At 72.0% G+C, this 21842-nt stretch carries 18 protein-coding genes and 1 riboswitch; of the genes, 7 read left to right on the top strand and 11 right to left on the bottom strand.

Annotated features, from left to right (window positions below; genetic code table 11):
• Window positions 1-8: 8 nt before the first annotated feature.
• The 4 genes from FVS66_RS08135 to FVS66_RS08120 are packed head-to-tail and all read left to right on the top strand — an operon-like array spanning window position 9 to window position 2797.
• Window positions 9-398: a roadblock/LC7 domain-containing protein gene (locus FVS66_RS08135; RefSeq protein ID WP_149180370.1), complete on the top strand. Its 390-nt coding sequence runs from the start codon at window positions 9-11 to the stop codon at window positions 396-398.
• Window positions 395-751 (top strand): DUF742 domain-containing protein, encoded by a 357-nt coding sequence (locus FVS66_RS08130; protein ID WP_187645438.1) that lies wholly within the window; start codon window positions 395-397, stop codon window positions 749-751. The genes FVS66_RS08135 and FVS66_RS08130 overlap by 4 nt, the downstream gene beginning before the upstream one ends.
• Window positions 732-1355, top strand: a complete 624-nt coding sequence (locus tag FVS66_RS08125) for an ATP/GTP-binding protein (protein WP_149180332.1) — start codon at window positions 732-734, stop codon at window positions 1353-1355. Before FVS66_RS08130 ends, FVS66_RS08125 begins: the two co-directional genes overlap by 20 nt.
• Entirely contained in the window at window positions 1352-2797 is a 1446-nt protein-coding gene (locus FVS66_RS08120; RefSeq protein ID WP_149180331.1) for a cytochrome P450, read from the top strand. The genes FVS66_RS08125 and FVS66_RS08120 overlap by 4 nt, the downstream gene beginning before the upstream one ends.
• A gap of 38 nt (window positions 2798-2835) precedes the next feature.
• Here the strand turns inward: FVS66_RS08120 and FVS66_RS08115 are convergent, their stop codons facing one another.
• From FVS66_RS08115 to FVS66_RS08100, 4 genes are all read right to left on the bottom strand, one after another.
• Window positions 2836-3486, bottom strand: coding sequence for a thymidine kinase (locus FVS66_RS08115; protein ID WP_149180330.1), 651 nt, complete (start codon window positions 3484-3486; stop codon window positions 2836-2838).
• An 81-nt stretch (window positions 3487-3567) separates the two neighbouring features.
• Window positions 3568-4773, bottom strand: coding sequence for an alkaline phosphatase family protein (locus FVS66_RS08110; RefSeq protein WP_149180329.1), 1206 nt, complete (start codon window positions 4771-4773; stop codon window positions 3568-3570).
• Window positions 4773-5357, bottom strand: coding sequence for a DUF5998 family protein (locus FVS66_RS08105; protein ID WP_149180328.1), 585 nt, complete (start codon window positions 5355-5357; stop codon window positions 4773-4775). The genes FVS66_RS08110 and FVS66_RS08105 overlap by 1 nt, the downstream gene beginning before the upstream one ends.
• A gap of 69 nt (window positions 5358-5426) precedes the next feature.
• Window positions 5427-8369 (bottom strand): bifunctional GNAT family N-acetyltransferase/acetate--CoA ligase family protein, encoded by a 2943-nt coding sequence (locus FVS66_RS08100; RefSeq protein WP_149180327.1) that lies wholly within the window; start codon window positions 8367-8369, stop codon window positions 5427-5429.
• Between the two features lie 213 nt (window positions 8370-8582).
• On the opposite strand from FVS66_RS08100, the gene FVS66_RS08095 reads away from it, so the two are divergent.
• Window positions 8583-8864 carry an HPr family phosphocarrier protein gene (locus tag FVS66_RS08095; RefSeq protein ID WP_149180326.1) on the top strand — a complete coding sequence of 94 codons (282 nt, stop codon included), beginning with the start codon at window positions 8583-8585 and terminating at the stop codon, window positions 8862-8864.
• Between the two features lie 183 nt (window positions 8865-9047).
• Here FVS66_RS08095 and FVS66_RS08090 read toward each other — a convergent pair whose 3' ends face one another.
• From FVS66_RS08090 to FVS66_RS08075, 4 genes are all read right to left on the bottom strand, one after another.
• On the bottom strand, window positions 9048-9725 hold the full coding sequence (locus FVS66_RS08090) for a GntR family transcriptional regulator (RefSeq protein WP_149180325.1): 678 nt from the start codon (window positions 9723-9725) through the stop codon (window positions 9048-9050).
• A gap of 205 nt (window positions 9726-9930) precedes the next feature.
• Entirely contained in the window at window positions 9931-10701 is a 771-nt protein-coding gene (locus FVS66_RS08085; RefSeq protein ID WP_149180324.1) for a M23 family metallopeptidase, read from the bottom strand.
• 14 nt (window positions 10702-10715) lie between these two features.
• Window positions 10716-10911: riboswitch (cyclic di-AMP (ydaO/yuaA leader) on the bottom strand.
• A 224-nt stretch (window positions 10912-11135) separates the two neighbouring features.
• Complete coding sequence (locus FVS66_RS08080; RefSeq protein WP_149180368.1) at window positions 11136-12503, bottom strand: pitrilysin family protein; 1368 nt, start codon at window positions 12501-12503, stop codon at window positions 11136-11138.
• A 26-nt stretch (window positions 12504-12529) separates the two neighbouring features.
• Complete coding sequence (locus FVS66_RS08075; RefSeq protein WP_149180367.1) at window positions 12530-13879, bottom strand: pitrilysin family protein; 1350 nt, start codon at window positions 13877-13879, stop codon at window positions 12530-12532.
• A 186-nt stretch (window positions 13880-14065) separates the two neighbouring features.
• Between FVS66_RS08075 and FVS66_RS08070 the strand changes: the two genes are divergently transcribed.
• On the top strand, window positions 14066-16519 hold the full coding sequence (locus tag FVS66_RS08070; RefSeq protein ID WP_149180323.1) for a DNA topoisomerase IV subunit A: 2454 nt from the start codon (window positions 14066-14068) through the stop codon (window positions 16517-16519).
• 106 nt (window positions 16520-16625) lie between these two features.
• On the opposite strand, the gene FVS66_RS08065 is transcribed toward FVS66_RS08070, so the two are convergent.
• Window positions 16626-17693 carry a GTP-binding protein gene (locus tag FVS66_RS08065; RefSeq protein ID WP_149180322.1) on the bottom strand — a complete coding sequence of 356 codons (1068 nt, stop codon included), beginning with the start codon at window positions 17691-17693 and terminating at the stop codon, window positions 16626-16628.
• A 151-nt stretch (window positions 17694-17844) separates the two neighbouring features.
• Between FVS66_RS08065 and FVS66_RS08060 the strand changes: the two genes are divergently transcribed.
• Entirely contained in the window at window positions 17845-19584 is a 1740-nt protein-coding gene (locus FVS66_RS08060) for a sensor histidine kinase (RefSeq protein WP_149180321.1), read from the top strand.
• Window positions 19585-19599: 15 nt separating this feature from the next.
• On the opposite strand, the gene FVS66_RS08055 is transcribed toward FVS66_RS08060, so the two are convergent.
• Complete coding sequence (locus tag FVS66_RS08055; protein ID WP_149180320.1) at window positions 19600-21204, bottom strand: cation acetate symporter; 1605 nt, start codon at window positions 21202-21204, stop codon at window positions 19600-19602.
• Window positions 21194-21676, bottom strand: coding sequence for a DUF485 domain-containing protein (locus tag FVS66_RS08050; protein WP_262386866.1), 483 nt, complete (start codon window positions 21674-21676; stop codon window positions 21194-21196). Before FVS66_RS08050 ends, FVS66_RS08055 begins: the two co-directional genes overlap by 11 nt.
• Window positions 21677-21842: the final 166 nt, after the last annotated feature.

The following is a 21842-nucleotide window of genomic DNA, read 5'->3' as shown; positions in this document are numbered from 1 at the left end:
TGCCCAACATGGACTGGATGCTCAAGGAACTCACGACCAGCGTCCCGTATGTGCGGCACGTGATCGTGCTGTCCGCGGACGGCCTGTGCATCGGTCAAGCGAACACAGAGACCGACACCGCTGACGCGATCGCCGCCGCGTGCTCGGGCGTGCAGAGCCTGTCGAAGGCCATCGCGCAGAAGTTCCCGCACGGAGACGGCTCGATGCGCATGGTCGGGATCGAGGTCGACGGCGGGTACTTCTCCCTCATGGCGGCCGGACCGGGGGCCTACCTCGCGGTGCTGGCCGACGAGGAGGTGGACGCGGGGCTGCTGGGCGACCGCATGCGTACGCTGGTGCAGCGCATCGGCCAGCACATGACCAGCCCGCCTCGTGATGACATCTGGCAGGCGATGTGACGTTGGAGAACCAGGGCAGCTGGGACGAGGGCAATCCCGTGCCGCTGTTCGTCATCACCGGTGGCCCCGGTCCCACAGCCGAGAACTTCGACCTGGTCACCCTCATCGCATCGAGGTCCGACCCGGAAGCCGGTATGCAGCCCGAGCAGGCGGCCATCCTCTCCATATGCCACTACCCGCTGTCGGTGGCCGAGGTGTCCGCGCATCTCAGCCTGCCGTTCAGCGTCGTCACGGTGCTGCTCTCCAAACTCGTCGAGGACGAGCGGGTCGAGGCCACCGCTCCCGTTCCTGTCACAGCGGTGCCCGAACTCGGCCTTCTGGAGGCGGTGATCCATGGACTACGTAAGCTCTGACTCCTCTCCCGCGGGCCCCCACGGCTCGGACATGCCGCTGCCACACGGCGCGAGGGGGGTCAAGGTCGTGATCGTCGGCGGCTTCGGAGTCGGCAAGACGACCATGGTCGGGGCGGTGAGCGAGATCCCGCCCCTGACCACCGAGGAAACCATGACCCAGGCCGGCGTCGGAATCGATCACAACCCCGGCGCCGCGGGCAAGAACACCACGACCGTCGCGATGGACTTCGGCCGCATCAGCATCAACGAGCAGCTGATCCTCTATCTCTTCGGCACGCCCGGACAGGAGCGCTTCTGGTTCCTGTGGAACGGCATCTTCGAGGGCGCTCTCGGCGCCGTGGTCCTCGTCGACACCCGGCAGATCGAGGTCTGCTTCGAGATCATCACCCGCCTGGAAGACCGGCGCGTCCCCTTCGTCGTGGCCGTCAACACCTTTCCCGATGCCCCGCAGCACCCGATTCCGGACCTGCGCGCTGCCCTGGCCCTCAATGAATCGGTACCCATCATGAACTGCGACGCACGCGAGCGGTCCTCCAGCCGCGACGCCCTGCTCTCGCTGATGGGTTATCTGCGCACCCTCGCCGCCGCTCAGGAGTCCGCATGACCGTCCCGTCCTCTGACCACACCACAACCGATCCGGGGCTCACCCCTCCCCCGGGCTGCCCGGCCCACACCGCCACAGGAGCCGGCGGAGTGGCCCGGCTCTACGGACCGGCTGCCGAGACCGACCCCATGGGCCTGTACGAGAAGCTGCGTGCGGCCCACGGTCCGGTGGCGCCCGTCCTGCTCGAGGGGGACGTACGTTCCTGGCTCGTCCTGGGGTACATGGAGAACCGCGATGTGGCGAGCCGCGCGACCCAGTTCACCCGTGACTCCCGTATCTGGCACGGCTGGACCACCGGTGAGATCGACACCACCAACTCGCCGCTGCTGCCGCTGATCGCCTGGCGTCCCGACTGTGCGTGCGCCGACGGCGACGACCACCAGCGTCTGCGTGGCGCGGTCACGGCCAGCCTCGACCAGTTCGACCAACGCGGGGTCCGCCGCCACATCACCCGCTTCGCACACCAGCTGATCGACGAGTTCTGCGCGGACGGCAAGGCGGAGCTGATCGACCAGTTCACCGAGCACCTGCCGATGCTCGTGCTCACCCACCTCCTCGGGATGCCGGACGCGTACGGTCCCAAGCTCGTACGCAACTGCCGGGACCTGATCAAGGGCTCCGCGGACGCGGTCGCCCTCAACGCCAAGCTGGTGGAGACCCTTGAGCAGCTCGTCGCCGCCAAGCGCGTCATGCCGGGGCACGACGTCGCATCCGTGCTGATGAGCCACGAGGCCCGCCTCAGCGACGAGGAGGTGCTGCACCACCTGCGCCTCATGCTGCTCGCGGGCTATGAGACGACCGTCAATCTCATGGCCAACGTGCTCCGTATGGTGGTCATCGACCCGCGGTTCCGCGGATCGCTGGCCGGGGGCCAGATGACCCTGCCGGAAGCGGTGGAGCAGGTGCTCTGGGACGAGCCACCGCTGATGGTCACCCCGGCGCGCTGGGCCACGGGTGACACCACCCTCGGAGGGCAGGAGATCAAGGCGGGGGACATGCTCATGCTGGGCCTGGCCGCCGGGAACGCCGATCAGGTCATCCGCCCGAGCTCCTCGACTCGCGTCCACCACAACCGGGCGCACCTCGCCTTCAGCACCGGCACCCACGAGTGCCCCGGCCAGGACATCGCCCGTGTCATCGCCGACACCGGCATCGACATCCTGCTGACCCGGCTTCCCGACATCAACCTGGCCATCCCCGAGGAGGAGCTCACCTGGCGCTCCTCCACCTGGGCCCGGCATCTGACGGCGCTGCCCGTGAAGTTCGCTCCGCGGACCGCGGAAGCCCGTGATGTGCTGGTACCGCTGCCCGCGCCACCCGTGGCGAGCAGCGCCATGCCGCCGGAGCAGCGGTGCCCGGTGCCCGAGCCCGATCCGACGGCCAGGCCCGAACCCCGCGCTTCCTGGCGGGCGCGGCTGATGCGGTTCCTGCGGCGGCGGTAGGCCGGCAGGGTGTCTTCTCTCCAGTTCGGCGGCCGGTGTCAGGCGGGCGTGACGGGCAGGACATCTGGAGAGAGGGCGCCCGCGTGGGCCGCGGCGCTGGTCATACGCCGGCGGTGGTGGCGTCGGCACAGCACCTCGTAGCCGACCTCCTCCGCCGGGCGATTGACGTCGCCGACGACGACCTGTTCCCCCTCCACCACCATCTCGCCGCCCACCGTACGGGCGTTGTGGGTGGCGCGGGCTCCGCACCAGCACATGGCCTCGACCTGCAGGGTCTCGACCCGGTCCGCCAGTTCGATCAGCCGTTGGGAGCCGGGGAAGAGCTTCGTGCGGAAGTCGGTGGTGATCCCGAAGGCGAAGACGTCCAGACCCAGGTCGTCCACGATCCGGGCCAGCTGGTCTATCTGCTCTGGCGCGAGGAACTGTGCCTCGTCCACGATCACGTAGTCCGCCCTGCCGCCCTTCGACAGCTGCTCGACCAGGTAGCCGTACACGTCCATGTGGTCGGTGACCTCGACGGCCTCCGTCACCAGACCCAGCCGCGAGGAGAGCTTGCCCTCGCCGGCCCGGTCGCAGCGGGTGAAGTTGACACCTTGGAGGCCGCGAGCCGCACGGTTGTGCCCGATCTGCAGCGCCAGGGTGCTCTTTCCGCAGTCCATCGTTCCGGAGAAGAACACCAGCTCGGGCATGGTGAGGTGACGGCCTTTCGGGTCTGCGGTACGGGAACGGAAGGGCGGGTACGGGCGGGCGGTCCTGGCGGGGCGGGCCGGCTACGGGCGTACTTCGAGCAGCGGGACGAGCTGTTCCGCCGGGGTCATGGAGCCGTGCATCCCGGCCATGGCCGACTCGTGCGGCTCGTTGAGGGACGCCGTGAGGGCGACGTCGTCGTGGGCGGCCGCGACGACATCGCCGATCCGTCCGTGGACCCGCTCGTCGAGGTGCGGGCCGAACCAGCCCGCGGCGATCGCCTCGTCGCGGCTCGCCACCCAGAAGCGGTCGCCGAGCACCTCGCGCCAGCAGGTCAGGACGTCGGACTGGGCGCCCGGCACGGCGTAGACATGGCGGGCGCGGCCCTCGCCGCCCAGCAGGGCGACACCGGCGCGCAGCTCCCAGTCCTCGTCGAAGTCGACCCGGGACTCCTCGTCGAACGGGATGTCGACCATGCCGTGGTCGGCCGTGACGTACAGCGCGGAGCGCGCCGGGAGCTGCTCGGCGAGGCGCTGGACGAGCTGGTCGGCGTGCATCAGCTGGCCGCGCCAGGCGTCGGAGTCGATGCCGAACCGGTGGCCCGCGCCGTCGACCTCGCTGAAGTACGTGTAGACGAGCGTGCGGTCGGCGGCGGCGAGCTGCCGGGCCGCGAAGTCCATACGGTCCTCGCCCGAGAGCCGCCCGTGGAACGTTCCGCCACTGAGCGCGACCTTGGTGAGTGGCGTGTCCTGGAACGCGGGGGACGACACCTGGGCGGTGTGGACGCCCGCGGCGTCGGCGCGTTTGAAGACCGTGGGGTACGGCTGCCAGACGCGCGGCGGGGTCCAGGGACGCCAGCGCAGCTGGTTCATCAGCTCGCCGCTCTCCGGGTCGCGGACCGTGTACCCGGCGAGGCCGTGCGCGCCGGGGGGCAGTCCGGTGCCGACGGAGGCGAGCGAGGTCGCGGTGGTGGCGGGGAAGCCGGCGGTGATGGGGCGGCCCGTACCGCCGCGCGAGGAGCCGAGAAGGGAGGTGAGGAAGGGGGCCTCGGCGGGGTGTGCCTTGATCTGCTCCCAGCCGAGCCCGTCGATCAGGAACACGCAGACGCGGTCGGCGGGCGTCAGCTCGGCGATGCGGTGCTCGAAGTCGGGGACACCGAGCCCGGCCGCCAGGGTCGGCAGCAGATCGGCGAGGGAGCCGGAGCCGTACGCGGGTACGGGCGCGGTGTCGAGGGACAGCGGGACCGGGTCTTCGGGCCAGGCGGAGGCCGTGGTGGTGGGCTGGACCATCAGCGGGTGGCCGCGGTGGCTTCGGAGAGGGCCTGGGCGAAGAGTAGGGCCTGGCGGACCGTCTCCGGACCGTCGCCCGCCTCGCTGACGCGGAGGCTGAGGTCGTCGGCGGTGGAGTTGCCGGTGTAGCCGTGGTCGGCCTCGCAGTTCGGGTCGCCGCAGGCGGCCGGTTCGAGGTCGATACGGGAGACGGCGCCCCAGCCGATGGTGAGGACGACCTCGCGGGGCAGGGTGCCCGGGGTGTACGCCTCCGGGTTGGCGACGACCCGGCTGACCACGACCGACGAGATCCGATCGAGCTTGACCGACTCGGTGGAGGTGGTCGCGTACGGCGTCGGCGAGCTGGTGTCGGCGTTCTGCTCGTCCGTGTGGCTGACGATGAAGCGGGTCGACGTCAGGACGAGGACGGTGACATGGCGCCGTACCTCGTTGGCGTCGAAGGTGGTCTCCTGGTGGACGAGGTACGACGCGATCGGCTCGCCGCCGACGGCGGCCTCCACCGCCTCGGCCACGAGGGCCGGGTAATAGCCGCTGCGCTCGATCGCCGCGCGCAGCCCCTGGGTCGTCGTACCGGTCTTCGCCATGGACTCCATCCTACGGGGCGCGCGGGGCCCCGGTGACGGTCCTGGAGCCGGTTCCGGAGCTGGTATCACTCAGTAGCTGGGCAGGCGCCTGGGGCCGAGGTCGGTACGGGCCGGGGGCGGGGCGAGCCGTATGGTCGCGCCGAGGACGGCGAGGCCCTGCGGGGCGACGATGACCGGCTCCAGGGCGACGGCGACGATCTCCGGGTGGTCGTCGACCAGCCGGGAGACGCGGAGGAGCAGTTCCTCCAGGGCGGCGGTGTCGACGGGGGCGGAGCCGCGCCAGCCGAAGAGGAGAGGGGCTGTCCGGATCGAGCGGATCTGCTCGGCCACGTCGCGGTCGGTGGCCGGAACGAGTCGGTGCGCGGTGTCGCCGAGCAGCTCGGAGGGCGCCCCGGCGAGGCCGAAGGAGAGGACGGCGCCGACGGCGGGGTCGATGGCGGCGCGGACGACGGTGTCGACGCCGCGCGGGACCATGGCCTGGACGACCGGCTGGAGCTCCGTCGGCTTGCCGAGGTCGTCGGTGAGCTCGGCGTACGCGGTGCGCAGCTGTTCCTCGGTGGCCAGGTCGAGGCGTACGCCGCCGAGGTCAGGGCGGTGCCGCAGGTGCGGCGCGGTGGTCTTGAGGGCGACCGGGTAGCCGAGGCGGGCGGCCGCGTGGACGGCGGCGTCCGGGTCGGGCGCCGGCAGCGCGGGCTGTACGGCGATCCCGTACCGACCGAGCAGTTCCTGGGCGTCGTGCTGCGGGAGGGTGACGCCCCGCTCCCCCACTCCCTGGCCGTCGAGCAACCGCCCGATCTGCGCGGCGGCCCCGCCCTCGTCGATCCCGTCGTACTCGGGCACCCGCCCCGGCTCGGCTGCCTTCCGCCGCCACTCCGCGTATCTGACGGCCTCGGCGAGCGCGCGCACGGCCCGCTCGGCGGCGGGGTAGGCGGGAATGCGCCCGGGGGCGGCATGGGGGGTGGCGTCGGGGGCGGAGGCGGGGTCCTGGGCGGCGGGCCCGGGGGGCGATGCGGGCCCGGGCGGCCGGGCCGGGTGCGCGGCGTTACCGGCGGGCGTGCCGCCCCTGGCACCGGCGGGGCCCGCGGCCGTCCCGGTGGCGGGAGGGGCGGTCCCCGGGGGCCGTTCCGGGGCCGGGGCCGTGCTGGTGGCCGCGGCCAGGGCGTCGGCCAGGGCACCCAGTTCGACGTGGACGACGACCACCGGCTTGGACGGGGACGCGGCGGTGGCCTCCTGGAGAGCCTCGGCCAGGAGCTCGCCCTCGTCGGTGAGCTCGGTCGTGCCCTGCGGGCCGACCCAGGGGATCGCGGTCACGACCACGGCGTCGCAGCCGTCGTCGTGCAGGGCCTCCGCCAGGGCGGTGCGGAAGTCGTCGGGCGTGGCGGCGGTCGTCAGGTCGCGGGGGTGCAGCGGGCGCAGGCCCTCGGTGAGGCAGGCGTCGTACGTGAGGAGGCCGAGCGACTCGGAGTTGCCGAGGATCGCGACGCGCGGACCGGCGGGCAGCGGCTGCCCGGCGAGAAGCAGGCCCGCGTCGACCAGTTCGGTGACCGTGTCGACACGGATGACGCCGGCCTGGCGGAGCAGCTCGGACACCGTGGCGTGCGGGATGCGGGTGACCGGCACGGCGTGGCCGGGCGGGGCGCTGCCGCTGTGCCGGGCGCCCTTGACGACCACGACGGGCTTGACGGCGGCGGTACGGCGCGCGAGGCGGGTGAACTTGCGCGGGTTGCCGATGGACTCCAGGTACAGCAGGACGACATCGGTGTCGGGGTCCTCGTACCAGTACTGGAGGATGTCGTTGCCGGACACGTCCGCCCGGTTGCCGGCGGACACGAACGACGACACGCCCGCACCGCGCCGGTGCAGCCCGGACAGCAGGGCGATGCCAATGGCGCCGGACTGGGTGAACAGGCCGATGCGTCCGGCCGAGGGCAGTTGCGGGGCCAGGGACGCGTTGAGGCGGGTCCCGTCCGCGGTGTTGATCACACCGAAGGCGTTGGGGCCGATGACCCGCATGCCGTACGAGCGGGCCTGCCGTACGAGCTCGCGCTGGCGCTCGCGCCCGGCCGGGCCGCTCTCGGCGTACCCGGCGGAGAGGACGACGAGTCCCCGGACGCCGTGTTCGCCGCAGTCGGCGACGGCGTCGGGGACGTGAGCGGCGGGCACGGCGACGACCGCGAGGTCGACGGGCTCGCCGATGTCGGCGACGGAGCGGTACGCGGGGACGCCGTCCATGGTGGCCGGGGGGCCTTCGGGCAGGGCGTGGTTCACGGCGTACGCGCGGCCGGTGAATCCGGAGTCGACGAGGTTGCGCAGAACCGTGCGGCCGACACCGCCGGGTGTGCGGCCTGCGCCGACGACGGCGACCGAGCCGGGGGCGAGGAGCCGCTGCACCGACCGTGCCTCGGCGCGCTGTTCGCGGGCGCGCTGGACGGCGAGGGACCGGTCGGTGGGCTCCAGGTCGAGGTGGAGGCGGACGGCGCCGTCCTCGAAGCTGCGCTTCTGGGTGTACCCGGCGTCCGTGAACACCTTGATCATCTTGGTGTTGGCGGGCAGCACCTCCGCGGCGAACCGCCGGATGCCGCGCTCGCGCGCGACGGCGGCGATGTGCTCCAGGAGCGCGGAGGCGACGCCCCGGCCCTGGTGGGCGTCCTGCACGAGGAAGGCGACCTCGGCCTCGTCGGCGGGTGCGGTCGCGGGGTGGCCGTGCTCGTCGATCCGGTCGTAGCGGACCGTCGCGATGAACTCGCCGCCGATCGTGGCGGCCAACCCCACCCGGTCCACGTAGTCATGGTGGGTGAAGTGGCGCACGTCCTTGGCGGAGAGCCGGGGGTAGGGTGCGAAGAACCGGTAGTACTTCGACTCGTCCGAGACCTGTTCGTAGAAGCTGACCAGGCGTTCGGCGTCGTCCGTCGTGATCGGTCTGATCCGCGCGGTGCCGCCGTCACGCAGCACCACGTCGGCTTCCCAGTGGTCGGGGTAGGCGTGCGCCGACTGATCGGACGGGTTCAGCATGGGCCAAGAGTACGGCGCTGCCACCGATGCGGGAGGCGCCCGAGAGGATGGCGGCGCGAAGAGGGTCGGTCGGCGTACGACCAGGGGCCGGAGGTCCGGCCGCGGCCGGACCGGACGGCCCGGACGAAACAGAAGATTCGGGCACCGGTTCGAGCATTCTACCGAGCATGAGAGACTGGTCTAGACAACCGCTAGCGTTTGAAGGGCAACATCATGGCTGAGCGCCGCGTCAACGTCGGTTGGGCCGAGGGCCTGCACGCCCGCCCCGCTTCCATCTTCGTCCGCGCCACCACGGCCTCCGGCGTCCCCGTGACCATCGCGAAGGCCGGCGGCACCCCGGTCAACGCCGCGTCGATGCTCGCGGTGCTCGGCCTGGGCGCACAGGGGGGCGAGGAGATCGTGCTGGCTTCGGACGCGGAGGGCGCGGACGCCGCCCTGGACCGTCTGGCGAAGCTGGTCGCCGAGGGTCTCGAGGAGCTCCCCGAGACCGTCTGACCCTCCGGCCGTACCAGCGGAGCCGCATTGTCCCGAATTCGGGACAATGCGGCTCCGCTGCTTTTCCGGCGACAACACACCGACCCGACCGCCGTGCACTTTCCGCTTTTCCCGCCCACCATTTTCCGGCAGCAGAAAACAGCCCCCCGTCAATTCTTCCCACCTTTGTATACGGCCCCGCTGTTAATTCCGTGCTCCCGCGGTGTTTACGGGATGTTGCAAACCCCTCACGCGGTCGCTGCGGCGCAGCCGGTGGGCGCCGCGCCAGCGCTCGACGTGCTGGGCGGTCAGCGCCCGGGCGCGCTCCGCGTCACCGCGCGCCACCGCATCGACGATCGCGCCGTGTTCGGTCCACACCTCCGTCGGCTGGACGGGCTCCTCGATCGCGTACATCCAGGCGATCTTGTGGCGCAGCTGGGCGAGCAGGGCGGTCAGGCCGGGGCTGGCCGATGCCTGGGCGAGCGTCTCGTGGAACCAGGCGCCCAGGGACCGCAGGTCCTCGCCCTGGCCGCGGCGGGCCCGCTCCTGGCCCAGCCGGACCAGGCCGCGGAGCACCTTGAGATGGGCGTCGGTGCGCCGCTGGGCCGCGCGGGCGGCGCCGAGGGGCTCCAGAAGGGTACGCATCTCCAGCAGGTCGGCGGCCTCCTGCTCGGTGGGCTCGGCGACACAGGCGCCGACATGGCGGCGGGAGGTGACGAACCCCTCGGACTCCAGGGTGCGCAGGGCCTCACGGACCGGGACGCGGGAGACGCCGTAGCGGCGGGCCAGCTGCTCCTCGGTGAGCCGGCTGCCGCGCGGCAGCACTCCGGAGATGATGTCCGCTCGGATCGCCGTGCATACCGAGTGCGCAGGAATGCGCATACCGAACCTCCGAATCGCTCCGCCCACCGTTTATCCGCGCGAAACCCAGTAGTTCGACGCTGTCCGGTGACTCTATTGCAACGAAGCGCATTTTCCGATCCCGCGCCGGATTCCATGGTGAATTTTTGGCCGCCGGGAGGACGGAAGCCCACGACGAAGGCCCCGGCTCGTCCGGAGCCGGGGCCTTCGGGGGTCCGAGGGGGCGTCAGACGCTGACGCCGCGCGCCCTGAGGTAGGCGACGGGGTCGATGTCCGAGCCGTACTCGGCGCTCGTGCGGGCCTCGAAGTGCAGGTGCGGACCGGTCGAGTTGCCGGTCGAGCCGGCGAGGCCGATCTGCTGGCCGGGCATGACAGTCTGGCCGACCGAGACGCCGATCGAGGACAGGTGGCCGTACTGGGTGTACGTGCCGTCGTGCATGCGGATCACGACGTTGTTGCCGTACGCGCCGCCCCAGCCGGCCTCGACGACGGTGCCGAGCCCCACGGAGACGACGCCGGAGCCGTACGCGGCGTGGAAGTCGACGCCCGAGTGGCTGCCGGAGGACCACAGGGAGCCGCCCGCCTTGTAGGCGGTGGAGACGTACGAGCCGGCGACCGGCAGCTGGAACGAGTTCAGGCGCTTGCGCTCGGCCTCACGGTCGGCGCGCTCCGCGGCCTCGCGGGCGGCCTCGACACGGGCCTCGGCCTTGCGCTTCGCGGCCACCTCGGCCGCCGCCTGACGCTCGGCCACCTCGGCGACCTGCTCCTGGGCCGACGCCTGGTCCTCGACCTCGTCCGCCAGGTCGTAGGTGGTGATGGCCTGATTGAGGCCGGTGTCCTCGAAGGAGGCGCGGTCCGCGTCGGCGGCGGACGCGGGGGAGGTGAGGGTTCCGATGACGCCGGAGGTGGCGAGGGCGGCGACGCCGGCGGCGTGGGCGCTTCTGCGGCTCAGACGGCTCGCGGCACGGTGCTTCCCGGTGGCACGGGTGAACGCCATGAAGTGGACGTGTCCTTTCCTTCCTTCTCGCCTACCGGGTTAGCTGACGGGTTCGGAGCAGGAAGGTCTCCTACGGGCCCCTCCGCGCGGTCGCGAAGGCGTCCGATTCACCCCAGGGACTGGGCCCCTCCAGCCGCGAAGGCGGCGACAGGAGGGCGGGTCCCCGGCTCCCCGGGCTCGCGCCCGACGGGGATTCGGCGATGGCTGCCCGGTGCCGCGGATGCGGCGGGTACAGCGGGCGGACAGCGGCTAAGACGCTAAGCGGCCGATCTTTCAATCACCAAACGGACACGGTTTTTTGTAGCGCACGCCACAGGGCAGACACCCAACCTCTCCAATAAACCGGACATATGGCCCGGGATAAGCGGAACCCCGGCATCCGAGAGGATGCCGGGGTTCCGGTCGGACCGGCAGATGGGCCCGCCGGGCGTCAATCAGCCGGTGACGACCGTGACTTCACCGATGCCGAGCGCCTCCACGGGCGCCTTGATCTGCGCGGCGTCACCGACGAGCACGGTGACCAGACGGTCCGGCGGGAAGGCGTTGACGACCGCCGCCGTGGCCTCCACCGTGCCCGTCGTGTCCAGGCGCTGGTACAGCTGCGCCTGGAAGTCGTCCGGCAGGTGCTGCTCGACCTGGTCGGCGAGCGTGCCCGCGACGGACGCGGCCGTCTCGTACTTGAGCGGGGCCACGCCCACCAGGTTGTGCACGGCCGCGTCCCGCTCGGCGTCGGTCAGGCCCTCGGCCGCGAGGGTGCGCAGGACCTTCCACAGGTCGTCCAGCGCGGGGCCGGTGTTGGGCGTGTCGACCGAGCCGCTGATGGCGAGCATCGCCGCACCCGTGCCGTCCGGCAGAGAGCGCAGCACCTGGCCGAAGGCCCGTACGCCGTAGGTGTAGCCCTTCTCCTCGCGTAGGACGCGGTCCAGGCGGGAGGTGAGGGTGCCGCCCAGACAGTAGGTGCCGACGACCTGCGCCGGCCACACCCGGTCGTGCCGGTCGGCGCCGGTACGGCCGATGAGCAGCTGCGTCTGCACGGCGCCCGGCCGGTCGACGATGACCACGCGGCCGGTGTCGTCGGCGGTCACGGGCCGCGCCGCACCCGGCCGGGGGGCGTCGCCGGTCCAGGCGCCGAGGGTGTCGCCGAGCACCGTGTCGAGGTCGATCCCGGTCAGGTCGCCGACCACCACGGCGGTGGCCGACGCGGGCCGGACATGGGCCTCGTAGAAGGCGCGTACGGCCGCCGAGTCGATCCGGGCGACGGTGTCCTCGGAGCCCTGGCGGGGGCGGGACATGCGCGAGGAGGCCGGGAACAGCTCGGCGGAGAGCTGCTTGGCGGCGCGCCGCGCCGGGTTGGCCGTCTCGTGCGGGATCTCGTCGAGCCGGTTGCGGACCAGGCGCTCGACCTCGCTGTCGGCGAAGGCGGGCGCCCGGAGGGCCTCGGCGAGGAGCCCGAGGGCCTTCGGCAGGCGGGAGGCCGGGACCTCCAGGGAGACGCGTACGCCGGGGTGGTCGGCGTGCGCGTCGAGGGTGGCACCGCACCGCTCCAGCTCGGCGGCGAACTCCTCGGCCGAGTGCTTGTCGGTGCCCTCGGACAGGGCGCGCGCCATGATCGTGGCGACGCCGTCGAGACCCTCGGGCTCGGCGTCCAGGGGGGCGTCGAGGACGATCTCGACGGCCACGACCTGCTGGCCGGGGCGGTGGCAGCGAAGCACGGTCAGGCCGTTGCCGAGGGTGCCCCGCTCGGGGGCGGGGAAGGCCCACACCCGGGGCGTGCCCGGCTTGGGCTGCGGGTGGAACTCCATGCTGGTCAGAGACACGGCAGCGTCGCTCACTGATCCGCCCCCTCTTCCTCGTCGCTGTCGTTCTGGTCGCCGTCGTCGGCCTTGGTGGGTTCGTAGACGAGGACCGCGCGGTTGTCCCGGTGCAGCCGCGCCGCGGCGATCTCCCGGACCTCGTCCGCGGTGATCTCCAGTACCCGCTGGACGGCGGTGAGGGCGAGCTGCGGGTCGTCGAACAGCACGGTGAACCGGCACAGTTCGTCGGCGCGGCCCGAGACCGTGCCGAGCCGGTCCAGCCACTCCCGCTCCAGCTGGGCCTGGGCGCGTTCCATCTCCTCTGCCGTGGGGCCCTCGGTGGCGAACCGGGCCAGCTCCTCGTCGACGGCCGTCTCGATGTCCGGCACCTCGACGCCGTGGGACGTCTTGACGTCCAGCCAGCCGAGCGAGGGCGCGCCGGCCAGCCGCAGCAGGCCGAAGCCGGCCGCGACGGCGGTGCGGTCGTGGCGTACGAGCCGGTTGTGCAGCCGGGACGACTCACCGCCGCCCAGGATGGTCAGGGCGAGGTCGGCGGCGTCGCACGCGCGCGTGCCGTCCAGCGGGAGGCGGTAGGCGGCCATCAGGGCGCGGGCCGGGACGTCCTCCTCGACGACCTGGCGGAGCTGCTCGCCGATGGTGTCCGGAAGCGTGCCGTCGCGCGGGTCGGGCTTGCCGTCGTGGCCGGGGATGCTCCCGAAGTACTTCTCGATCCAGGCGAGGGTCTCCTCGGGGTCGATGTCGCCGACGACCGACAGCACCGCGTTGTTCGGCGCGTAGTACGTACGGAAGAAGTTGCGGGCGTCCTCGAGCGTGGCCGCGTCCAGGTCGGCCATGGAGCCGATCGGCGTGTGGTGGTAGGGGTGCCCCTCCGGGTAGGCGAGGGCGGCCAGCCGCTCGAAAGCGGTGCCGTACGGCACATTGTCGTACCGCTGACGGCGCTCGTTCTTGACGACGTCCCGCTGGTTCTCCATGGACTCGTCGTCGAGCGCGGCGAGCAGGGAGCCCATGCGGTCGGCCTCCAGCCAGAGGGCGAGCTCCAGCTGGTGGGCGGGCATAGTCTCGAAGTAGTTGGTGCGCTCGAAGCTGGTGGTGCCGTTGAGCGAGCCGCCGGCGCCCTGCACCAGTTCGAAGTGGCCGTTGCCCTGGACCTGCTTGGAGCCCTGGAACATCAGGTGCTCGAAGAGGTGGGCGAGGCCGGTGCGGCCCTGGACCTCGTGGCGTGAGCCGACGTCGTACCAGAGGCACACCGCGGCGACCGGGGTCAGGTGGTCCTCCGAGAGCACCACACGCAGGCCGTTGGCCAGCCGGTGCTCGGTCGCTGTCAGGCCGCCGGAGCCGGCCTGGGCTGTGGCCGTGTGACCCATGGGCATGTACGTCCCTTCGATCGCTCATGAAAAAGTCCTGCCACTGTATGCAAGCGCACCGCGCCGCGGCTAAGTTTCCGGGATCCCGCGAGGTCCCTCTTCCGGGTCGCGGTCGGTCCTGTCAGTGGGACGGTCCACAATGGTCCGCGTCAGATCAACCTTGTTGGTGAAGGAGCCGCAGCAGCGATGGCCCGCCGCAGCACGAAGACCACGCCGCCCGACGAGTTCGAGGAGAGGATCCTCGACATCGACGTCGTCGACGAGATGCAGGGCTCCTTCCTCGAGTACGCGTACTCGGTGATCTACTCCCGGGCTCTGCCGGACGCACGCGACGGCATGAAACCGGTGCACCGCCGGATCGTGTACCAGATGAACGAGATGGGCCTGCGGCCGGACCGCGGCTTCGTGAAGTGCGCCCGGGTCGTCGGCGAGGTGATGGGCAAGCTCCACCCGCACGGTGACGCGTCGATCTACGACGCGCTGGTGCGCATGGCGCAGCCGTTCTCCATGCGCCTGCCGCTGGTCGACGGGCACGGCAACTTCGGTTCGCTGGGCAACGACGACCCGCCGGCCGCCATGCGGTACACCGAGTGCCGGATGGCCGACGCGACGTCCCTGATGACGGAGTCGATCGACGAGAACACCGTCGACTTCGTCCCGAACTACGACGGGCAGGAGCGCGAGCCCGTCGCCCTCCCGGCCGCCTACCCGAACCTGCTGGTCAACGGCGCGTCCGGGATCGCGGTCGGTATGGCGACCAACATGCCACCGCACAATCTGGGCGAGGTCATCGCGGCCGCCCGGCATCTGATCAGGCACCCGGGCGCCGACCTGGAGACCCTGATGCGGTTCGTGCCGGGCCCCGACCTGCCGACCGGCGGCAAGATCGTGGGCCTGAACGGCGTCAGGGACGCGTACGAGTCGGGCCGCGGATCGTTCAAGATCCGCGCGACGGCGACCGTGGAGAACGTCACGGCACGCCGCAAGGGCCTGATCGTCACCGAGCTGCCGTTCACGGTGGGCCCGGAGAAGGTCATCGCCAAGATCAAGGACCTGGTCAACTCGAAGAAGCTCCAGGGCATCGCGGACGTCAAGGACCTGACCGACCGTGCGCACGGGCTGCGCCTGGTCATCGAGGTGAAGAACGGCTTCGTACCCGAGGCGGTGCTGGAGCAGCTCTACAAGCTGACGCCGATGGAGGAGTCCTTCGGCATCAACAACGTGGCGCTGGTGGACGGCCAGCCCGTCACGCTCGGCCTGAAGGAGCTGCTGGAGGTTTATCTGGACCACCGCTTCGAGGTGGTGCGGCGGCGCAGCGAGTTCCGGCGCGGCAAGAAGCAGGACCGGCTCCACCTCGTCGAGGGCCTGCTCGTGGCGCTCCTGGACATCGACGAGGTCATCCGCCTGATCCGGTCGAGCGAGAACTCCGCGCAGGCCAAGGAGCGGCTGATCGAGCGGTTCTCGCTGAGCGACATCCAGACGCAGTACATCCTGGACACGCCGCTGCGGCGGCTCACCAAGTTCGACCGGCTGGAGCTGGAGAGCGAGCGGGACCGGCTGAACAGCGAGATCGAGCAGCTCACGCGGATCCTGGACTCGGACGCCGAGCTGCGCAAGCTGGTGTCGTCCGAGCTGGCCACGGTGGCGAAGAAGTTCGGCACGGAGCGGCGCACGGTGCTGCTGGAGTCGGCCGGCACGTCGGTCGCGTCGGTGCCGCTGGAGGTGGCGGACGACCCGTGCCGGGTGCTGCTGTCCTCGACGGGGCTGCTGGCGCGTACGGCGACCGGTGAGCCGCTGCCGGAGAGCGGCGGCAAGCGCGCCAAGCACGATGTGATCGTGTCGGCGGTTCCGGCGACGCAGCGCGGCACGGTGGGCGCGGTGACATCCACCGGGCGGCTCCTGCGGGTCTCGGTCATCGACCTGCCGCAGCTGCCGGACACGGCGACTGCGCCGACCCTGTCGGGCGGGGCGCCGCTGTCGGAGTTCCTGACGCTGGAGAAGGACGAGAGCGTCGTCTGCCTGACCACGCTCGACGAGTCGTCGCCCGGTCTGGCGCTCGGCACGCTGCAGGGCGTCGTGAAGCGGGTGGTGCCGGACTATCCGGCGAACAAGGACGAGCTGGAGGTCATCACCCTCAAGGAGGGCGACCGGATCGTCGGCGCGACGGAGCTGCGGACCGGCGAGGAGGACCTGGTCTTCATCACGTCCGATGCGCAGCTGCTGCGGTTCCAGGCGTCGCAGGTACGGCCGCAGGGCCGTCCCGCGGGCGGTATGGCGGGCGTCAAGCTGGCGGCCGGTGCCGAGGTGATCTCGTTCACGGCCGTGGACCCCGCGGCCGACGGGGTGGTGTTCACCGTCGCCGGCTCCAGTGGCCAGCTGGACACGTCGGTGGGTACGTCTGCGAAGCTGACGCCGTTCGACCAGTACCCGCGCAAGGGCCGGGCCACGGGTGGCGTCCGCTGCCATCGGTTCCTGAAGGGCGAGGACGTGCTGGTGCTGGCCTGGGCGGGCGCGGCGCCGGCCAAGGCGGCGCAGAAGAACGGGTCGCCGGTGGAGCTGCCGGACCCGGACCCGCGCCGGGACGGCTCGGGCACGCCGCTGGTGAAGCCGGTGGCGGTGCTGGCGGGCCCCTCGTCGTAGCGCCGCGCGGTCGTCGGAGGACGGCGTCCGCCGCGGCCGTCACGGGACGGCCGTCACGGGGCCGTCCTCAGGGGCCGCGGTCAGGGGCCGCCGTCAGGGGCCGCGGTCAGGAGGCGTCGTCCTCCGCTTCCTGCCCCGGCTCGGGTACGTAGCGGAGGACGCCCCACATGGTGTGCTCCTCCGGCACGTCGTGCGGGCCCGCCACACGGCAGGCGTCGAGGGCCTTGCGGAGGGCCTCGGCGTCCGTGCCGGAGCCGATGAGCACGAGCTGCGTGCGGCGCCGCTCGCCGGACGGCCAGGGCCGCGGGTAGAACCGCAGGAAGCGGCCCACCGCGTGCACGGCGTACCGGTTGCCGGGGTCGGAGGCGCCGAAGTCGACGAACCCCTTGATCCGGTAGAGGCCGTCGGGCCGGGAGTCGAGGAAATCCATGAGCCGACGCGGGTGCATGGGCTCGTCGGCGGTGAACGACACCGTCTCGTACGCGGCGTGCGGATGGTCGTGGTGTCCGGCCTCGTGCGCCTCGGCGTACAGGTCCTCGAAGGACAGCTGGCGGGTGCCGTCGGGGTCCTCGGCGCGGGCCGCGTGGTCGAAGAGCAGCTCGGGGTCGACGCGTCCGTACGCGGCGCTGACCACGGCGGCGCGGTCGGCGAGCCCGGTGACGGTGGTGTGGACCCGCCGCAGTTCCTCGTCCGGGACGCGGTCGGCCTTGTTGACGACGACCAGGTCGGCGATGCCGAGGTGCCGGTCGGTCTCCGGGTGACGGGCGCGGGTGGCGTCGAACTCGGTGGCGTCCACGACCTGGACGAGCCCGCCGTACACGATCCGCTCGTTGTCGCTGGCGAGGATCATCCTGACCAGCTCCTGCGGCTCGGCCAGGCCGCTGGCCTCGATGACGATGACGTCGAGGCGGGAGGAGGGCCGGGCGAGGGTCTCCAGGTAGGTGTCGAGCTCGCTCGCGTCGACGGCGCAGCACAGGCAGCCGTTGCCGAGGGAGACGGTCGAGCCGACCTGGCCGGCGACGGTCATGGCGTCGATCTCGATGGACCCGAAGTCGTTGACCAGCACGCCGACGCGGGTGCCGCGGGCGCTGCGCAGAAGGTGGTTGAGCAGGGTGGTCTTGCCGGACCCGAGGAATCCCGCGAGAACGACGACGGGAATCTGCTGCGCGCTCAAGGGGCACCTTTCTCAGTCGGCTCCGACTCGGACACGGGGATCGGAGGGGTCCTCAGGATAGGCGGGACGGGGCCGGCGGAAGGGTCGGCCGACCCGGTCGGCGTGACGGCGGCCATTCCGCGAGGCGGCCCGGGCGTCTACCGTGCCCGCCATGACCTCGGTCCCGGCCACGTCCTCCCTCCGCAGCCCGGTCGACCGCCCGTCCGCGGCGCGCCGACGGCGGCGGTGGTGGCCGTGGCGACCGCGGCGGATGTTCTCCCAGGTGCTGCTGATGCAGGTGGCCGTGGCGGCCGGGGTGACGATCCTGATCACGGGCCTGTTCCTGGCGCCGCTCAGCAGGCAGCTGGACGAGCAGGCGATGCGCCGGGCCCACGCCATCGCGCAGACCACGGCGTCCGCCAGGCTCGCCGGGGAGCTGCTGGGCTCGCCTCCGTCGGAGCACGGCCCGGTGCAGGCCGAGGCCGAGCGGATCAGACGGGCGACGGGCGCCGAATACGTGGTGGTCATGGACCTGCGCGGGGTCCGCTGGTCGCACACGGAGCCCAGCAGGATCGGCGGGGTCGTGTCCACCGACCCGAGCCAGGCGCTGGCCGGCCGGGACGTGCTGGAGATCGACAGCGGCACGCTCGGGCGTACGGCGCGCGGGAAGGTGCCGCTGCGTGACCGGGACGGTGAGATCGTCGGGGCGGTGTCCGTCGGTATCGCGTACGACAGTGTGCGCGGCCGGTTCCTGGCGGCGATCCCGGGGCTGCTGGCGTACTCGGGCGGGGCGCTGGCGGCGGGGGCGCTGGCCGCGTGGCTGATCGCCAGGCGTATCCAGCGGCAGACCCGTGACCTTGCGTTCTCCGATATCGCGGCGCTGCTCGCGGAGCGGGAGGCGATGCTGCACGGCATCCGGGAGGGCTTCGTCGCGCTGGACGGGAAGGGGCGGATCCGGCTGCTCAACGACGAGGCGCAGCGGCTGCTGGGCCTCGGGCCCGAGGTCACCGGCCGGGCGCTGGACGAAGTCCTCGGTGACGGCCGTACGACGGATGTGCTGGCCGGCCGGGTCACCGGCGACGACCTGGTGGCGGTGCGGGGCCAGCGGGTGCTGGTGGCGAACCGCATGCCGACGGACGACGGGGGCGCTGTGGTGACCCTGCGGGACCGTACGGAGCTGGAGCGGCTGGGCCGCGAGCTGGACGCCACCCGTGGCCTGATCGACGCGCTGCGGGCGCAGGACCACGAGCACGCCAACCGGATGCACACGCTGCTGGGCCTCCTGGAGCTGGGGCTGCACGACGAGGCGGCGGAGTTCCTCACCGAGGTCGTGGGGGTGCACCGGACGACCGCCGAGCAGGTCACCGAGAAGGTCCACGATCCGCTGGTGGCGGCGCTGCTGGTGGGCAAGGCGACCGTCGCGGGCGAGCGGGGCGTGGCCCTGCGGATCGCCCCCGGCTCGCTGCTGCCGGACCGGCTGGTCGCACCGAGCGAGCTGGTCACGGTGGTCGGCAACCTGGTCGACAACGCCGTGGACGCGGCGGTCGGGTCCAGGGAGCCATGGGTCGAGGTGGAGCTGTGCGTACGGGGCCGTACGGCGGTGCTTAGGGTCGCGGACAGCGGCCCGGGCGTCCCGACGGAGCACCGGGAGGCGGTGTTCACGGAGGGCTGGTCCACCAAGCGCCGTCCCTCCCACGGCGCCGGCCGCGGCCTGGGCCTGGCCCTGGTCCGCCGCCTCGCGGAGCGCCACGGCGGCGACGTCGGCCTGGGTACGGCGGCGGGCGGCGGCGCCGAGTTCACGGTCACACTCCCGGAGGCCCTCGCGGAGCCCTCACCGGACACCGCACCGGACGCGACCCGCGCCGCCCTGAGCCCGGAGGAGGGTGCCCGGAGGGCGGGACCCGGGCGGTGATCTGACCATGTGGGGTCAGACCGCTCCCGCTCCGGTCAGGGCGCGGACCTCCGTCTCCGCGTACGTGGCCGGGTCCGGTGGTTCCGGCGATGTGACCGTGCCGAGCCAGCCGGTGAGGAAGCCGAGGGGGATGGAGACCACGCCCGGGTTCTGGAGCGGGAAGAGGTGGAGGTCCACGCCCGGGAACAGCGCCTCTGGGCTGCCCGACACGACGGGTGAGAGCGCGACCAGGAGGACCGCGGGGATCAGGCCGCCGTACACGGACCACACCGCGCCGCGCGTGGTGAACCGGCGCCAGAAGAGCGAGTACAGGAGCACGGGCAGGTTGGCGGACGCGGCGACCGCGAAGGCGAGCCCGACGAGGAACGCCACGTTCAGGTCCTGGGCGAGCAGGCCGAGGCCGATGGCGACCGCTCCGATGACCACGGCGGCCACGCGTGCGACGGCGACCTCGCTGTACCGCCCTGCGCCGCTGCCGTCCCGGCCCCGGGTCAGCGAGGCGTACAGGTCGTGGGCGACCGAGGTGGACGAGGCGAGGGTGATGCCGGCGACGACTGCGAGGATGGTCGCGAAGGCCACGGCGGCGACCACCGCGAAGAGGACGGCGCCGCCGGTGGACCCCGCTCCCCCGCCGAGGTCGAGGGCGAGCAGCGGCACCGCGGTGTTCCCTGCCGCGTTGGACGCGCGCACCGCGTCCGTACCTACGATGGCCGCGGCGCCGAAACCGAGCACGATCGTCATGAGGTAGAAGCTGCCGATGAGGCCGATGGACCAGACGACCGAGCGACGTGCGGACCGCGCGGTGGGCACGGTGTAGAAGCGGGCCAGGATGTGCGGCAGCCCGGCCGTGCCGAGAACCAGGGCGAGCCCGAGACTGATGAAGTCGAGCCGCGCGGTCCAGTCCCCGCCGTAACTGAGGCCGGGGCCGAGGAAGTCCCTGCCGTGGCCGCTGCGGTCCGCGGCGGTGGTCAGCAGCGCGTCGAAGTCGCCGCCGAAGCGCAGCAGTACGAGCACGGTCAGCGCGAGCGCGCCGGTCATCAGCAGGACCGCCTTGACGATCTGGATCCAGGTCGTGGCGCGCATCCCGCCCAGCGACACATAGATCACCATCAGGGCGCCCACACCGACGACGGTCCACGAGCGAGCGGCACCGCTCGTACCGCCCAGCAGCAGGGCGACGAGGCTGCCCGCGCCGACCATCTGGGCCACCAGGTAGAGCACGGACACGGCCACCGACGAGGTTCCCAGCGCGGTCCGGATCCGTCGCTCGCCCATGCGCGCGGCGACGACGTCGGCGAGGGTGAAGCGCCCGCAGTTGCGGACGAGTTCGGCGACGAGGAAGAGCACGACCAGCCAGGCCACGAGGAAGCCGACGGAGTACAGCATGCCGTCGTAGCCGTTGAGCGCGATGAGCCCGGAGATGCCGAGGAAGGACGCGGCGGACATGTAGTCGCCGGAGATGGCGAAGCCGTTCTCCATCGGCGAGAAGAGCCGTCCCCCGGCGTAGAACTCCTCCGCCGAGCCGTGGCGTCTGCGGCTCGCCCAGGTGGTGATGCCGAGCGTCACCGCCACGAACACGCTGAACAGCAGCAGGGCCAGGGTCTGGTGGTCACCGGTCAATGCTCGCCTCCCGGGTCATCTGCTGTGTGTCCCAGCGCAGTTCGAGTGCGGCGTGGTCCCGGTGCACGCGCGCGTGGCGGGAATACGCCCAGGTGAGCAGGGCGGTGGTGAGGAACTGCCCGAGGCCGGCGACCATCGCCACGTTCACCGCGCCCAGGACCGGCCGGGACATCAGGCCGGGCGCGGCGGTCGCTGCGACCACATAGGCGAGGTACCAGCCGAGGAACGCGAGGGTCGCCGGTGCGACGAACCGTCGGTAGCGGCCGCGGACTTCCTGGAAGGCGGGGCTGCGCTGCACCTCCAGATAGATGTCGGCCGCGCTGGGGCGCCGCTCGGCGGCCGCCGGCCCGGGCGGGGGCGGGTGCGGCTGTGCCGTCCCCCCGTCCAGCTCGCCCCATCCGGTGGCCAGTGCGTCGTACCAGGGATCTTCGATCCGCGTCGCGGCGGCGTCGCGTCCTTCCCAGTTGTCCACCGATGAACTCTCCTTGTCAGCGAACCGTTTCGGCCGCATGACCCAAGCATGGGCAGAACGGGAAGATCCCGGACTCTTCTCTCGGGCACTTCACCCCATCAGGTGATGTTGGACCTGCAGAAGCCCACCGGCCGGGGCGAATTCCGGCCGGTGGGCTTCTGTATGA

This window comes from Streptomyces sp. TRM49041 (assembly GCF_008271805.1).
In the GTDB taxonomy this organism is placed as follows: Bacteria; Actinomycetota; Actinomycetes; order Streptomycetales; family Streptomycetaceae; genus Streptomyces.
This window is presented reverse-complemented; position numbering and strand designations above follow the sequence as displayed.